The sequence below is a fragment of the Pedobacter steynii genome (assembly GCF_001721645.1).
In the GTDB taxonomy this organism is placed as follows: domain Bacteria; phylum Bacteroidota; class Bacteroidia; order Sphingobacteriales; family Sphingobacteriaceae; genus Pedobacter; species Pedobacter steynii_A.
Genome location: NZ_CP017141.1, coordinates 1,513,098 through 1,528,886, shown reverse-complemented (window position 1 = coordinate 1,528,886; position 15,789 = coordinate 1,513,098). Strand labels below are relative to the sequence as shown.

Below are 15,789 nucleotides of genomic sequence, written 5' to 3'. Positions count from 1 at the left end.
AGCAACAACACCTATCTGTTTGGTGTATTGTCTATAAAGGTCCTGTTTGTAGCAGAAGTCCCTCCAACGGTAATGTCCCCTCTCAGTGTAAAAGTATAGACATTAGATTTTATGACAGACACCTCCGTCCGGGTATAAATATCAGTCGTAGTGTTCGGGTAACGCAGCATCAGGTCGTAAACACCTTGCGGAACTTTTACAAACGCAGCTCCCGATTTATAGGCCACACTGGTGGCAACAGTCAACTCTGCATTATTCGACCTGTTTTTGATGATCAGATTCACAGGATTCGCATTGGGAGAAACATTTACCAACCTCACATAGGCTGCCGAAGTATCTACCGGAGGAAGAACATCTTCCATAATAAATGCATCACTGCTCTTCGCTGTTTTATCATAAAAACCACACATATATAAAGAATAGTTTTTACCCTCGGTTAGGTTCGCAGTCAGCTTGTTAATGATCAGCCCGGGATCTGCCGTTGCGTTGACAGGCCTGGTGGCCTTCAGGTCATAATTTCCACCAGCCAGTATGGCATAAGCATTCGTAGAAGGATAAACGGCAGCATAGGCCAGCCCGGTCGTTCCACTCTCTGCTCCGGTAGTAGAAACCGCAGCAGTTACTTTAATATCATTGGCAAAGTAATTCACAACAGGACTATTTAGGGAGAAATTAAAAAACTTCACCGAGGCACCGGTAGCCGGACCATCAATAGTCTGAATATCGGTCTTATCGCAGGAATACAGGATAGTAGACAGCAGAAGTACTGCTGATAATAAAAAATCTCTTTTCATATTATTGAGGTATTGTGATCCACATTTCTTTGGTATGGTAATCTGTTGCCAGTCCACCTATCTTATCTAAGGCTTCTCTGTTCCAGATATATTCCGAATTGTAACGCGGGCGAAGCCGGTAAACCAGATTACCCCCATTATCCGCATATAAATTGGTTGGCGGCGTAAAACCGGCAAAAACCTGTTCTCCGGTAACGGGATCAAGATCCTTATAATGGTACCTTCTTAAATCCATCCATTGTTCCAAATGTCCATAGCCCCACTGAGCAATATATTTTTGCAACATGATATTGGTAAGGGTAAGTTCACCTGCAGAAGCAGGAATCACCGAGGTAGCAGCCATATAAGCTTCCTTCTCCGGAACTGAAATCTGGGTAGGAACCTGCCCGTCATCAGAATTTCTTGCATTCACAAAATCAAAGTGCGCAGAAATCCCATTTTTATAAGCCTGTAGCGCCGTCACTTTATCTCCTTTTTTATAGGCTGCTTCTGCCTTCACAAACTGAAGCTGAGCATAAGTAAACAATGGCAATTTTGACTTAGTGGAAAAAATATACCTCGCCGGTGTTCTTATAGAAAGCTGCAGGGTTGCATATCCCCAAAAATTATTAGGTCGCTCGTTAACGGTTAAGGCCCCAACTCCCTGAGCAATCTCTAAACCTCTGTATTGCCCATCAGGTGAAGGAGCGAGCATTCTGCTCATTCTTGGATCTACTACCCCCGGATATTGAGTACCATTTAGCAAGCCCAGAATAAACCTGGTCTGGCGATAATTGGTCAGGTTATCCCTCACTCCCGCATAAAAATTAATATCGTCATTAGCGGTACCAGTATAGGCAAGCAACGGCTGTTCCGCATCACTGGCGCCGATAGAAGCATCAACTGCAGCAATGACCTCGTCTGGCTTATACAAACCTGATTTGTTAGAGAAATGATTCAGGGCCATTGCTTTTATTCCGTTCGCAAATTTGATCCATAGCTCTGCATTTCCTTTGTAAATCACATCCGTTTTACCTAAATACTTACTATCTACCGCTCCATCCTTTCTATTCAGATTGGCAATCGCGAGATTGAGTAAACGGAAGGACTCCTGATAAGCAAATTCCTGAGTGTCATAATCGAAAGTTGTTCTGGAACCTTCAAAGGCCTGCTTAATAGGAATTTCCCCATGAATATCAGTTAAGGCAAGCCAGCCCCAGGCCTTTAATATCTGGCCTACGCCCAGCAGATCCCATCGTTGTTCCCTTTCGGCAATATTGGTCATATCTATAAGGTTCTGTCCAAGACTCCAGTACACATCCCTGAACAGCTGTGCGCCATTGTCTGAAGCGGGATCATACCCTTGCCTGTCCCAGCTCGTTGCGGTTGTAATGATTGTCCAGTTCTGAGTATAACGACCGATAAAGCGGGCATCATAAGCCGGCGAAGTCACCATCCAATGCAACATTGGAGCAAGGTATAAATTCGCCTGCACCACTTGTGGTGCGTTGGGGTTATCATTTACGTCCAGAAATTTTTTGCAGCCTCCAAAGGCCAACATTCCAGTCGTGATCAATAGTATATATATTTTTTTCATCTCTAATTTCCTTTTTAAAAACCAACCTTAATACCAAAATTAAACCCTTTAGGCATAGGGAAGTTTCCATAATCGATTCCCTGTGAACCTGAACCTCCTACCGCTGCAGTGTTACCATTTACCACAGGATCAAGTCCGGTATAATTGGTAATCAGGAACAAATCTGTTCCGGTAAAGAATACACTCGCATTTTTTACGAATCCCTGTTTCTTAAGTAAAGATGCAGGCAAACGGTATTGAAGGGTAATGTCTTTTAATCTGATCCAGTTGATATCTTTTTCAATGAACAGCTCCTCACTCATCTCCGTATAATACAAATTCTGATAGTATGGAATGACGCTGATATTATTACGTGTTGGATTCGCCGTATTCTCTAAACCATCTCGCAATACGCCCTGAACCACCCTTGGTTCCATCCTATCCAGTGTCATTGGTGATAAACCCAATTGGGTCAGCAAACTCTGCGTAGCATTTACGATATCTCCACCTTTTCTGATGTCCAGCAGGAAGGATAATGAAAAGTCTTTATACCTGAACGTATTGGTAATCCCCAAAGAGAAATCAGGCTGACGGTCATAGCCTGCCTCAATAAACGTGGTGGACCTTACCGGCAAACCGCTGGCAGGGTTAATCAGAATATCTCCCTTATCATTTCTCAGGTAAAAAAGTCCGGTAAGGCTACGTGTGGAAAGTCCTACAGTCACCCCATTTCTAACATTTCCATACAACCAGGTGTCTGACACATAGGATTCAGGAAGAGAATTAGGTAAAGAAAGCACCTTACTTCTGGCCATATCAAAATTAGTCATAATGTCCCAACTGAAATGATCACGTTTCACCGGCGTTCCCCTCAAGCTGATTTCCAAACCCTGATTTCTGGTTTCCGCACCATTAAGGTTAAATAAAATATATCCGGTAGCATAACTTCCCCTCACGTCATTAACGATCTGATCGGTTGTTTCCTTGCGATAAACCGTTACATCAAGGCCTAACCTGTCTTTGAAGAAGGCCAGTTCCGTACCCAGCTCATAAGAACTTGCAAATTCAGGAACCAATCCCGGATTCGGGCCGGTAAAGCCATAACCATACCCACCGCCAACAGTAGTTTTACTTTCCAGTGCAGGCTTATAAGCATAAGGTCTGGCATCTTTACCCACATTAGCAAAGGCCGCTCTCAATTTACCGGAAGTAAATACTTTACTTAACCCATCTTTAAGAGCAGGCACCTCGGTAAAGACAAAACTTCCTGATACCGAAGGATAGAAGAAAGAATTTGCACCCTGAGGAATCGTAGATGTCCAGTCATTTCTTCCGGTCAGGGTAAGGTATAAGTAATCTTTATAGCCCAATGTAGTACGGGCAAACAAACTCACCACACGCTGTTGAGCCATTGATGATTTCGCATTTCTCAAAGTGGTGGTGGTATTGTTTATGGAAATAAAATCGGGATCCAGGAAGTTTTCACCATACTGGCTTTCAATTTTAGAACTCAATGCTTTTATCGCATTACCAAAGGTTGCGTCGATGGTAATGTCCTTAGTAATGTTTTGTTTGGTTAAGTTAAATAAAGTCTGAGAGTTGATGTTGCGGGTATTATCATTGGCAACATCCATAATTCCTCCTTTAAGAAAGCCCCTTCTACTTTCGGGATGACTTAAAATCAGGGCGTTATTATTATAGGCATCTATCCCGACATTGGTTTTAATATTCATCCATTTCACCGGGGTGATGGTAAAACCGAGGTTAGAGATGATCCTGTTATTTTTTGTAGTAGATCTGTTTTTATTCACATTGAAATAAGGGTTTTCAATTTCCAGGGTCTGATCTCCTCCGTTAATCAACCTTCTTCTGGTTCCGGATGCAGTCAGGTAATCCTTTGCATTGTCATCCTGAGGCCAGACCAATAAACCGATCAGCGGACCTCCATCTCCTTTAAATGCCTGATTGTTATTCGCATAGGAATAGTTCATCGATAAATCTACATTTAACCATTTATTGATTTTTCCACCGGTTGAACCCATTAAAGTAAAGCGGTTATAGTCCGAGCCGGGAACCACGCCTTCCTGAGTAGTGTAAGAGGTGGAAACACGGTAATTAACCGCTTCAGAACCACCTTCTACAGATAAATTATGTTTTTGAGTGAATGCAGTCTGGAAAAATCCATCTATATTATCATAGAATTTCGTTCCTGCTGCGTATTTCGGACCAAAATACCTTAGCCGGTCAGTAAGCGGGCTTCCAAAAGAACCAAGTGCATACTCCTGCTGTAATTCAGGAACTGTACTTGTTTTCTCTACACGGAAACTATTGTTATAATTAACGGCACCAGCCCCCGCCTTCCCTCTCTTCGTCGTAATTACAATCGCTCCGTTGGCTGCATCTATACCATACAACGCTGCAGCTTCCGGACCTTTTAGTACCACAAGGTTTTCAATATCTTCCGGGTTAATATCCGCAGCCCTGTTCGTAAAATCTACTCCTCTGTTTGAAAAAGCTGTAGTTGAACTGTTCTCCGAATAAAATGCAGAGGTATTTAAGGTCTTGTTATCAATCGGCAAACCGTCAACAACGAATAAAGGTTGATTGCTTCCACTGATCGAACTGATCCCGCGGATGGTAATTGAGGAGGAGGCTCCGGGTACTCCGGAAGAGCTGGTGACTTCCACACCGGCCACACGGCCCTGGAGCGCATTGATAAAGTTCTCTCTTTGCGTTTCTGCAATTGCGGCACCACTTACTTGTTGCTGCGCCGTTCCAATAGACCTTTTCGTAGACTTTTGCCCCAATGCAGTAACTACAATCTCATTGAGCGATTGCGCGTCATCCTGCAAGGTTACATTCAATACCGCACCGGTAACAGGTTTACTCTGCGTAATCATGCCGATATAAGAAAAAGTAAGCACGTCCCCGCTACTCACCTTAATGCTGTATACCCCGTTGGAGGAGGTCTGAGTGACAGCGGTTGTTGCTTTGGACTTTACAGAGACTCCCGGAACGGGCTGGCCGTCAGAAGATTTAACTGTACCTGTAACCGTAATCTGCTGCGCAAACGTTTGCGTAACAAAAACAGAAATGCCCATAAAAAGTAATAGTAGTTTTCTTTTCATAAAAGCTTATTTGGTTAAAAAATTTAAAGTTGGTTGATTGGTCCCCCTGAAATAAACACGCAATTAAACGCAAGATAAGTCAGCATTGTAGTAAATATCACAAATGTTTTTCATTATTTGCAGATATAATTGCCATTTGTCATTATTTTGTTACACAAAATACCGCACAAACACGCACAAAACCGCAATGATGATTTTCCCTTTTTTTACTACTTTAGTCCAAAAAAAACCAAATGCTAAAAAAAGAACGGCACGACTCCATCATGCGACAAATCAACCTGCACAACCGTGTGCTGACTTCTGATTTGGTCCAGCTGCTAAGTGTTTCCGAGGATACCATCCGCAGGGACCTGCAAGAATTGGCTGAACATGACCAGCTTTATAAAGTGCATGGAGGCGCCCTTTCCAAATCTTATCAGTCTTCTTTTGACGACAGTACGGTATACGCCAAGGATGCAAAAATCATTATTGCAAAAAAGGCAATTACCCTCATCAAAGACGGAATGGTCATTCTAACCGGGGGAGGAACGACAATTATTGAAATGGTAAAGCAACTTCCGGAAAATCTGCACGCTACTTTTTTTACCATCAGTCCTTTTGTAGCCATAGAGCTCGCCAATTACCCAAGGGTGGAAGTCATCCTGATCGGAGGATTGTTCTCAAAAAATTCTCAGGTCACCTATGGAGGGCATGTCATCAACCAATTGTCGGAAATCAGTCCCGACCTTTGCCTGTTGGGCACGAGCGCTTTGCATGCGAATGACGGATTGACCGATACCGATTGGGAAATCAATCAGCTAAAAAAAACAATGCTCAACTGTTCCAAGAAAACAGCAGTCTTGTGTATATCTGAAAAACTCAACATCTCCCTGAGATTAAAAGTCGCGCCGATTACCAACATCCAATACCTGATTACCGAACTTCCTTCAGATGATCCTCAGTTAGCGGATTATCAGATAAAAAGCCTCCAGATTTTATAATCTAAAATAAACAAAACGGCCCTTCTGATTAATTCAGAAGGGCCGTCTGCTGATCTCCACAGCAATTTATACTAGGATCAGCTTAAAATGCCGGATCGGCAGGAGTATTTGGATTGCCATCTCTCTCCGTAAAAGGATAAGGAAAGAAATTTCTTTTACGTTCCGAATTCGACAAACCAAACCGCCTCATATCTTCAATCTTCAATCCGGACAGGTAAAGCTCTATACAACGGTGCTTATAAATCAATGCCAGCAATTCCTCCTTGTTATAAGTTCCTGTGAGTGCAGGCAAGCCCGCTCCCACACCAAAAACTGCCGTTGCCGGATCTTTAGTCACCACTTTATTCAACTCTGTTAAAGCAGCTTCTGGATCTGGCTGACGTGCCAGAACTTCTGCTTTAATCAAGGTGATTTCACCCGGAAGATATACCGGGATAGCCATGGTCAGTGCTGCACCAAACCCTTTTAAACGTGCAAAAGGAGCTGTTGCTGCAGCAGCGGTATAAAACGGAATCCGTTTATCATCTGCATCAGGTACTGCGGTACCCGTTAAACCCAGGGCTGCATTTGTTGGCTGAAAAACATTGGCTGTTGATGTAGCAATGTCATAAATCGGGTTAAAGGTATTGTTGTCAAAATTGAAAGAAGACTTTACGGTCAGGTCTACGCTATTTGCAGCAGAAAGTGCCAGCACATAATTCCCCATAAATAGGGCATAACGGGCTTTCAATGCATTCAACGTGTTTTTAATGTCTATTCCCGCAGGGATATTGGACAAAAGAGCAGGATTAATGGCTTTTCCGTTAACCCCTGCCAGCGCATCGTCAATCACTTTAATTGCTTTGGTAAAACCTTCCTGTCTGGTAATAAAAGAAACATTTTGTCCTATTCCGGAAGGGATCTTTTCCCAATACTGAGAGAGGTTTCCAATAGCAAGGGCTTTAAAAATACTGGTGTAAGCAATCAATCCCGCAGCATAATCTTTATCCGCTAAATTTGCAGCATTGTTGATCACATTGTCTGCATCAAAAATAATTTTATTGGCATTGGTCCACAGTCCGGTCAGAATCGCATTGGTCCCATCTACACTGCTTCCACCGGTAAACAACTGCAGTTCCGGGATGTTACCCGAATTAACGAGGTAAATCTCATTGGTCACAAACCCATTTGCGGAAACTGAGTTAAAATAAACACCGGCCCTTCCTGCAGTATAAAGCCGTTGTAAACCGACCGCAACCCCGGTCAATCCTCTTGAAGTAGTTAAAACATCATCGGCAAGGGCCGCATTAGGATCTACATATTCTTTCTTGCAGGAAGAAAATGACAATAGTAATGACGCTGCAAGTGTAAGCTTAAGCAGGTAAAACTTATTTATATAATTTTTCATATCCAATCTTTTTAAAATTAAAACTTAACCCTTAAACCTAAACTGAATGTTCTCGGGATAGGTACCGCCCCGAAATCTATATTACGGAGTAAAGTAGACTGTCCGCCGGCATTCACTTCCGGATCGTATCCTTTGTAGTTATCCCAGGAAATCAGGTTACGTCCACTAAGGTTGATAGTCAGGTCTTTAAAAAACTTAAATTTACCTACGTTATAGCTCAGGGAAACCTCTCTTAGTTTCACAAAAGAACCATCATCAATCCGCCATTCTTCAGTTGCATAAACTCCGGCAATATATCCTCTTGGCAATAAGCCCATCTGTTCCTGTTCTGCTACTTTTCCATTTCCTACGCCCTGGCGGGTTCTCCAGTCTGCATTCCACACATCGCCGCCCTGTACCGCATCTAACTGCACATGAAGGCTCAGCTTTTTAAAAGTAAAGTCATTCACAAATGAAAGCGTATAATCCGGGTTTGGATCTCCGATTACCTTTCTTAGCGGCGTACCTGTAGGCATGCCATTGGCATCCCGCTGTGGGGTAAAGCTCGTGGCAGAGTTCTGAGTACCACGTTCCAGTAAAGGAATACCAGCCGCGTTAGTCAGCAGGCTGCCATCAGCATTTCGGGCGAAGAACGTTCCATAAAAAACTCCGGTAGGAACTCCGTCAATGATCGCCACAGGTGCACCAGGGTTAGTCGAAATTAACCTCAAACCACCGGTCCCAACTGCTTTATTCCTGTTCCTGTTGAAAATAAAGGTGGTGTTCCATTTAAAATTCTCCCCGTCAACAGGAACGCCGCTCAGCATCAGCTCCACGCCTTTATTTTCTAATGAACCATTGTTATTCAATAAACTGGAATAACCTTGTGTAGGTGCAATAACTACCGGAATTAATAAATCAGAAACCCGTTTATTGTACCAGCTAAAAGTAAGTCCTAAACGATTTCCGAAGAAAGCCATATCTGTTCCAACTTCCAGTTCCCGCTGACGCTCTGGTCTCACATTCGTATTGGCCAGGGTAGGATTAGAAGTAAAGGACACTTTTCCTAAAAGTGGATTGGCATTATAGACATTGAAACGTTCATATGCACCGATTCCGGTTAAGTTTCCGGATTCACCATAAGCAGCCCTGAGCTTGAAAGCATTCCACCAACCGGAAACACCCAGGTTTTTCCAGTATTCAGCAGAAGAAAGCACATAACTCACATTTCCTTTAAAATAGGTTTGTGTACGCTGGTCTTTACCAAAAACCGACGACTGATCCACACGAACCGCTCCGGTAACGAATAGATGATCTCTGTATTTAAAGTTTTGTTGCAAATAAGCCCCACTAATGGTAAACTCAGACCTTCTGTCCATATTTTGCAATGGCGTAGCCGCCCCGTTTACTGTTTCTATAAATGGTGCAAGCCCTCGTCCATTCAGCAAGGCATACAGGTCCTTCTGGTATTGAAAAGAGCCCCCAAGCTGCGTTGTAGATAAAAGGCCTTCCGCCAGCTTGCTGTCGTAGGTAAAGTTCAATTCATTGTTGAACATCGTTGTCGTCGCATTTGCAGCACTGGAATAACCATTGAGTCCTGCATCTAATGTAGCACCTCCACCATAAAATCCAGTACTCACGTTATAGGCATAAGGTGGAATCAATGTAGTTCCGTTCTGTGTCGTATTGTCTACCCCCATCGTATAATCAATGGTCAGGTTTTTCACCGGATTCATTTTTAAACTGGTATTGGCAATAACCCGATTGGTAAACTGTCGCTGTTTGATGTCCTCAATCACAGAGACCGGATTCACACGGCCACGTTCCCCAACAGACTTCAGGTTACCCAGGGCATCTCTGGTAAAAATATCATGGAAGTTCCCGATGATGGTTACCGAATTCATTGGAGAGAAAAAAGAGTTGCCGTCAGGCTTCTCATGCGCATCACTATGGGTATAGGTAAAACCGGCTGTCAGCTTTATCCAATCGGCAATTTTCTGGTCTAAATTTGCCCTGAAGTTGTATCGTTTGAAATTGGTATTCTTGATAATCCCATCATTAGAGAAGTATCCGGCCGACGCATAAAATTTGGTATTGTCGGTACCTCCGGATAAGGAAACGGCATTGTCGGTACCAGTTCCTGTCCTGAAAATATAATCCTGATAGTTATACCTCGTTACCGGGGTTTTATCGGTTAGCAATACGCCTGGATTCCCAACGGTCTGAATGATATCCTGTGTAAAAACATCCACCCCACCGCCAAACTTCGTCGGGCTTTGATTTACTTCTATCTGCTTACGTAATTTGGAAAGGGTAAAGCCCGTAGAGAAACTCACTACCGGCGTTCCACTCAACCCCCTTTTAGTGAAAATTTGCACCACTCCGGAGTTTGCTCTCGAGCCATAAATGGCCGCAGCAGCAGCGCCATTTAAAACTTCAATCCGGTCGATATCATTTGGATTGATATCCACCATCCTGTTTTGTCCGACACTTCCAACAAAGTTTCCGTTCTGCCCAACTGGATTTCCGGAATTACTGCCCCCATCGTAATTGGCTGAAGTATTCGTTACCCTTGTTGTAGAGTTGTTTACAATAACCCCGTCAATAATGTATAGCGGTTCAGAAGAGGAGTTTATAGAGCTAACCCCACGCAACCTTACAGACATACCTCCTGCCGGATCTCCGGAATTCTGACTGATCTGGGCACCAGGGGTTTTTCCCTGTAACGAGGAAAGCACATTGCCACTTGGGGCCTTATTCAGGTCATCCCCTTTTACCGTACTGACATAACTTCCCATTTGCTTTCTGGTTGTCCCTTGTGAAGTACCGGTTACAATCACCTCATCTAACCCGATGTTCTCTGTTTCAAGTTCCCCATTCAACACCAATTCCGATTTGGCACCGAACTGAGTGTTTTTTTGCTGTGCCCTATACCCAATGGAAGAAAAAACAACCTGGTAAGTTCCGGGCGCCAAATCCGCACTTAAACTATATTTACCATTGGAATTTGTAGCAGCAGCAAATTTGGTGTTTTGTATTTTAACCACCACCCCAGGAATACCAACACTGGAAGTTCCATCTGTTACCTGACCGGTTAAAACATATCGCTGGGTCTGCGCATAGGCCGCCTGGCCTAAAAAGATCAGAAAAATTGGCAACCAGAAAGCCAGCCGGTTTCTGGAACAACCAAAAGAGTAAAGTTTTTTCATAATGTTTGGTTTAGTTTGCATAAAAAAGTCCTATGGACATTTTTCTTATACAAATAACCAAATATTTTACTGAATCAATCTATTTTGGCAAACATATCTTTCCCATAGTGATGGAAGGAACACCTTCCCGCTCACCAAAATTTGTCTGTTCTCCGGCTAAAGTTTCGTTGGCCAGAACAGCAAAAAGTACGGCTTCCTTCGCATCCGGATTGATGGCCAGATCATCAGTAGTATAGAACGCAGCATTTGGCAATCCGGCTTTTAAAGCAGCAACCAGTAAAGGGTTATGCATTCCTCCTCCGCTCAGGTATATCGAGGGGGTTTCCGCTTTTCCAAAACATTTTTCTACCGATTCTATAATTACCCTGGCTGAAAATTGACATAAGGTAGCCAATACATCTTCCTGCCCAAGCCCGGCTGTACCGGATCTTTCCTGAGCCTGCTCGAGATAAGGAAGATTAAACAACTCAGGTCCGGTCGTTTTCGGAAAATCAGCGCTTAAAAATTCGGCTTGCATCAGGGCATGGAGCAAAGCCTGGTTAACCGTTCCTTTACTTGCAATAGCAGCATGTTCATCGAAATATAATCCTTTATAATATTTTTGAACATATTGATCCATTAAAGTATTGCCAGGACCTACATCTGTAGAAAACACGCTGGAAGCATCGTTATTGGCAGGGAGATAAGTAAAGTTCGCAATCCCTCCTATGTTTAACATGATGCGGTTTTCACCCTTTTTTGAGAACAATAAGTAGTCGCCATAAACAGCCAGAGGTGCCCCCTCGCCTCCCGCAGCAATGTGTTTTTGCCTGAAATCGCTGATGGTAATAATTCCTGTTTTAACGGCAATATGATCGCCATCTCCAATTTGAAGCGTGGCATTGGGATAAGCAGGTAATCCGTGTAAAGAAGCAGGGGCATGAAATATCGTTTGCCCATGACTGGCAATGACATCTATTTCCTCAGGTTTCCTTCCCCAGGACTTTAATGCCTCCAGAATCATCCCGGCATGCAACAGCCCGATCTGTTCATTCATCAGACAAACCATTTGCAGATCGGCATCTCTTCTGGAAAAAATAGATTTAACCGCCGCCTTTAACTCATTGTCGTAAGGGACTGTTGTAAATTCCAGGACATTGACGCTGGTCTGTGATCCGGCTCCACTCACCGCGCAAAGCGCAATATCAAGACCATCCAGTGAAGTTCCGGACATTAATCCGATGATCAGACGTTCCTCCTTTTCCAGGATTTGAAATATTTTCTTCCAGTTTGAATTCATGTTACTCTATTGAAGCCATAATAACGATACTAACAAATGTAGACAAAGTAAAGAAAAACGAGCTCTTCAGAACGATTTGACAAAAAATCAAATATAAACGGCAAAAAAACTGCCAAATTCATAAAAAACAACCCTTATAATTATCGATATCAAACAAAAAATCGCGTTGAATTAAAAAACTTTGATTAAGTCCGCAGAGTCACTATATTTACTGCTCCGTACAAAATTTAAGAACAATTAAATGGCAAGATTAAATCTTCTGGAAGAAACGCGCTTTGAAAAACTGCCCGTTTCTGTCTTTGAAAATCCTAAAGCAGCATCTTTAAGTGTTGCTCACCGCATCGGGGACCTTATTAAAGAAAAACAAAAGAACAATTCCAAGGCTGTCTTAGGCCTAGCTACCGGAGCTACACCAATTGCGGTGTACGCGGAATTAGTTAGAATGCATAAGGAAGAAGGTTTGAGCTTTAAAAACGTAATCACTTTCAATCTCGACGAGTACTACCCTATGCAGCCCGATGCTGCACAGAGCTATGTATCTTTCATGAATGATCACCTGTTTGATCACATCGATATTGATAAAAACAATGTAAACATTCCTGATGGAACACTAAAACTGGAAGATATTCCTGCTTTCTGTCTGAATTACGAAAAGAAAATCACTGAAGTAGGTGGATTAGACATCCAGATTCTGGGTATCGGTCGTACCGGTCACATCGGTTTCAATGAGCCAGGATCTGCTCCAAACTCGGGCACACGTCTGGTAACCCTGGACGACCTGACCAGAAGAGATGCGGCCAGAGATTTCGGTGGTAAATCTTTTGTTCCTACAAAAGCCATTACCATGGGTATCGGTACCATTTTCAAAGCCCGCGAAATCATCCTGATGGCATGGAACAAGAAAAAAGCTTCCATCATCAAAAAAGCAGTGGAAGGAGAAATTTCAAGTGAAGTTCCTGCAACCTATCTGCAGCTTTCTGATCATGTTGAGTTTATCCTGGATCAGGATGCAGCTTCTCAACTGACCCGCTTTGATACTCCATGGTTGGTAAAAGACTGTATCTGGGATGATAAATTAACCAGAAAAGCAGTGATCTGGCTGGCAAATACACTGGGTAAGCCAATCCTTAAGCTTACTGAAGACGACTTCAATAACAATGGTATGGCTCAGCTGGCTGTTGAAAAAGGACCAGTATATAACATCAACATTCATATTTTCAATAAATTACAACACACCATCACCGGATGGCCTGGAGGTAAACCAAACGCAGATGATTCTCAAAGACCAGAGCGTGCAGAACCTGCAAAAAAACGTGTGGTAATCTTCTCTCCACACCCTGATGATGATGTCATTTCTATGGGTGGTACTTTTATCCGTCTGGTAGATCAGCAGCATGACGTACATGTCGCTTATCAGACTTCCGGAAATACTGCAGTATGGGATGATGATGCACTACGTTTTGTAGAATTCAACATCGACTTTTCGGAGAAAATGGGAATGGGACAACAGGGAATGAAAGACCTGTACCAGGACATGCGTAAATTTATTGAGAAAAAACAACCTAACCAGGTAGATACGCCTGAAATCCAATCTGTAAAAGGACTGATCAGAAAGGGAGAAGCAATTGCCGGTGCAAGGTATTGCGGACTGGAAGATGACCACATTCACTTCATGGCACTTCCTTTCTATGAAAGCGGAAAAAATCAGAAAAATCCGGTTACTGAAAAAGATATTGAATTAACGATGGAACTGCTTCAAAAAATCAAACCTGAACAGGTATTTGCAGCAGGAGATTTTGAAGATCCACATGGTACCCACATCGTATGCTTTAACATCATTCTAGCCGCTTTGCAAAGACTGGCAAAAACAGAAAGCTGGGTTAAAGATTGCTGGTTATGGCTATACCGCGGTGCGTGGTTGGAGTTTGAAACCTATGAGATTGAAATGGCCGTGCCACTTAGTCCGCAGGAAGTGGAACGTAAAAAGTTCGCTATCTTCAAACACCAGTCGCAAAAAGACCGTGCAGTATTCCCTGGTGATGATGCCAGAGAATTCTGGGAAAGAGCCGAAGACAGAAACAGAGAAACTGCCCAGGCTTATGACAACCTGGGATTAGCAGAATACGAGGCAATGGAAGCCTTTGTTCGTTACAAGTTTTAAAATTATATTTATAGCCGCTACTGTTCAAAAAGTAGCGGCTTTTTTGTTTTTAAACCTCTGATATGACCTCTTCTCCAACCCTGCAGGATGCCCCTGCCAGATTATTATCTCTTGATTTTTTCAGAGGTGCAACCGTTGCAGCCATGATTTTGGTGAACAATCCCGGAGACTGGGGAAATATATATGCACCCCTGGAGCATGCCAACTGGAATGGCTGTACCCCAACAGACCTGATCTTTCCTTTTTTCCTATTTATTGTCGGGGTATCCATTGCCTATGCTATGGGTAGTAAAAAAGCAGATCCTGCAACACATGGAAAAACAATCATAAAAGCGGTAAAAAGGGCCTTAACCTTATTTGCTTTAGGTCTTTTCCTCTCCTTATTTCCAAAAGTCTTTACCGACCCTATAGCCGCTTTTCAACATGTCCGTATCCCTGGTGTATTACAGCGGATCGCGGTCGTTTTCCTGATTTCTTCCATCCTCTTCCTGAAGAATTCTGAAAAAAATATTTTCAGGATAATGGTTCTTCTCCTGGGCGGATACTGGGCAATCATGACTTTTATCCCGGTTCCCGGTGTAGGTTATGCCAACCTGGAAAAAGAAACCAATTTAGGGGCATGGATAGACCGTGGAATACTGACTGAAGCCCACCTTTGGAAATCTTCCAAAACATGGGACCCGGAAGGATTACTGAGTACCATCCCGGCAATTGCCACCGGTCTTTTTGGCGTATTGGTCGGGGTATACCTGAAGCGTAAAGACCTGGATGCCGCAACAAAAATAGCCTGGTTATTTTCTGCTGGCTGCCTTGCTGTTGTCCTCGGACTTGCCTGGGATTTACAATTCCCCATTAATAAACAATTGTGGACAAGCTCATTTGTGCTCTATACCGGAGGATTGGCAACGGTAATTCTTGCCCTCTCCTACTGGATTATAGACATCCAGCAGTACAACCGTTTTACCAAACCTTTTGTGGTTTATGGCGTAAATGCAATCACGGTGTTCTTTCTTTCCGGCCTGATTCCACGCATCCTGCAAATGCTGAAACTGGATCAGCCTGACGGAAGCAAGATCAGCCTTCAGGCCTGGTTGTATTCCGGCTTTACAGCCAGCTTTTCCCCCATCAATGCCTCTCTGGCCTGGGCAATTACTTTTATCCTGTTCTGGCTGGTTATTCTTTGGGTGATGTTTAACAAAAAAATCATTATAAAAGTTTAAATTCCAATTATTAACATTCATTAACAATTGTTAACACTTTTACAAGGACCAGATATCCTTATTCTTTCTTAATTTAGCAAAACCTATTACCTACCCA

General features: G+C 43.1%; 9 protein-coding genes. 3 read left to right on the top strand and 6 right to left on the bottom strand.

Going from position 1 to position 15,789, the window contains the following annotated elements:
• Positions 1-11: 11 nt before the first annotated feature.
• Genes BFS30_RS06195 through BFS30_RS06185 form a run of 3 tightly spaced genes read right to left on the bottom strand, consistent with a single transcriptional unit; the run spans position 12 to position 5,477 of the window.
• Positions 12-794 (bottom strand): DUF4397 domain-containing protein, encoded by a 783-nt coding sequence (locus BFS30_RS06195; RefSeq protein WP_069378484.1) that lies wholly within the window; start codon positions 792-794, stop codon positions 12-14.
• A gap of 1 nt (position 795) precedes the next feature.
• Entirely contained in the window at positions 796-2,370 is a 1,575-nt protein-coding gene (locus BFS30_RS06190; RefSeq protein ID WP_069378483.1) for a SusD/RagB family nutrient-binding outer membrane lipoprotein, read from the bottom strand.
• Positions 2,371-2,384: 14 nt separating this feature from the next.
• Positions 2,385-5,477 carry a SusC/RagA family TonB-linked outer membrane protein gene (locus BFS30_RS06185; protein WP_069378482.1) on the bottom strand — a complete coding sequence of 1,031 codons (3,093 nt, stop codon included), beginning with the start codon at positions 5,475-5,477 and terminating at the stop codon, positions 2,385-2,387.
• Between the two features lie 233 nt (positions 5,478-5,710).
• Here BFS30_RS06185 and BFS30_RS06180 point away from each other — a divergent pair, with 233 nt between their 5' ends.
• Positions 5,711-6,457: a DeoR/GlpR family DNA-binding transcription regulator gene (locus BFS30_RS06180; protein WP_069378481.1), complete on the top strand. Its 747-nt coding sequence runs from the start codon at positions 5,711-5,713 to the stop codon at positions 6,455-6,457.
• 82 nt (positions 6,458-6,539) lie between these two features.
• Here BFS30_RS06180 and BFS30_RS06175 read toward each other — a convergent pair whose 3' ends face one another.
• The 3 genes from BFS30_RS06175 to BFS30_RS06165 all read right to left on the bottom strand — a co-directional run bounded on the left by BFS30_RS06175 (position 6,540) and on the right by BFS30_RS06165 (position 12,311).
• A complete protein-coding gene (locus BFS30_RS06175; RefSeq protein ID WP_069378480.1) occupies positions 6,540-7,844 on the bottom strand; it encodes a RagB/SusD family nutrient uptake outer membrane protein in 1,305 nt (434 codons plus the stop codon).
• Positions 7,845-7,861: 17 nt separating this feature from the next.
• Complete coding sequence (locus BFS30_RS06170; protein ID WP_083252288.1) at positions 7,862-11,032, bottom strand: SusC/RagA family TonB-linked outer membrane protein; 3,171 nt, start codon at positions 11,030-11,032, stop codon at positions 7,862-7,864.
• Between the two features lie 79 nt (positions 11,033-11,111).
• Complete coding sequence (locus BFS30_RS06165) at positions 11,112-12,311, bottom strand: anhydro-N-acetylmuramic acid kinase (RefSeq protein WP_069378479.1); 1,200 nt, start codon at positions 12,309-12,311, stop codon at positions 11,112-11,114.
• A 241-nt stretch (positions 12,312-12,552) separates the two neighbouring features.
• On the opposite strand from BFS30_RS06165, the gene nagB reads away from it, so the two are divergent.
• Entirely contained in the window at positions 12,553-14,472 is a 1,920-nt protein-coding gene (gene nagB / locus BFS30_RS06160) for a glucosamine-6-phosphate deaminase (RefSeq protein ID WP_069378478.1), read from the top strand.
• 62 nt (positions 14,473-14,534) lie between these two features.
• Entirely contained in the window at positions 14,535-15,692 is a 1,158-nt protein-coding gene (locus BFS30_RS06155) for an acyltransferase family protein (RefSeq protein WP_069378477.1), read from the top strand.
• Positions 15,693-15,789: the final 97 nt, after the last annotated feature.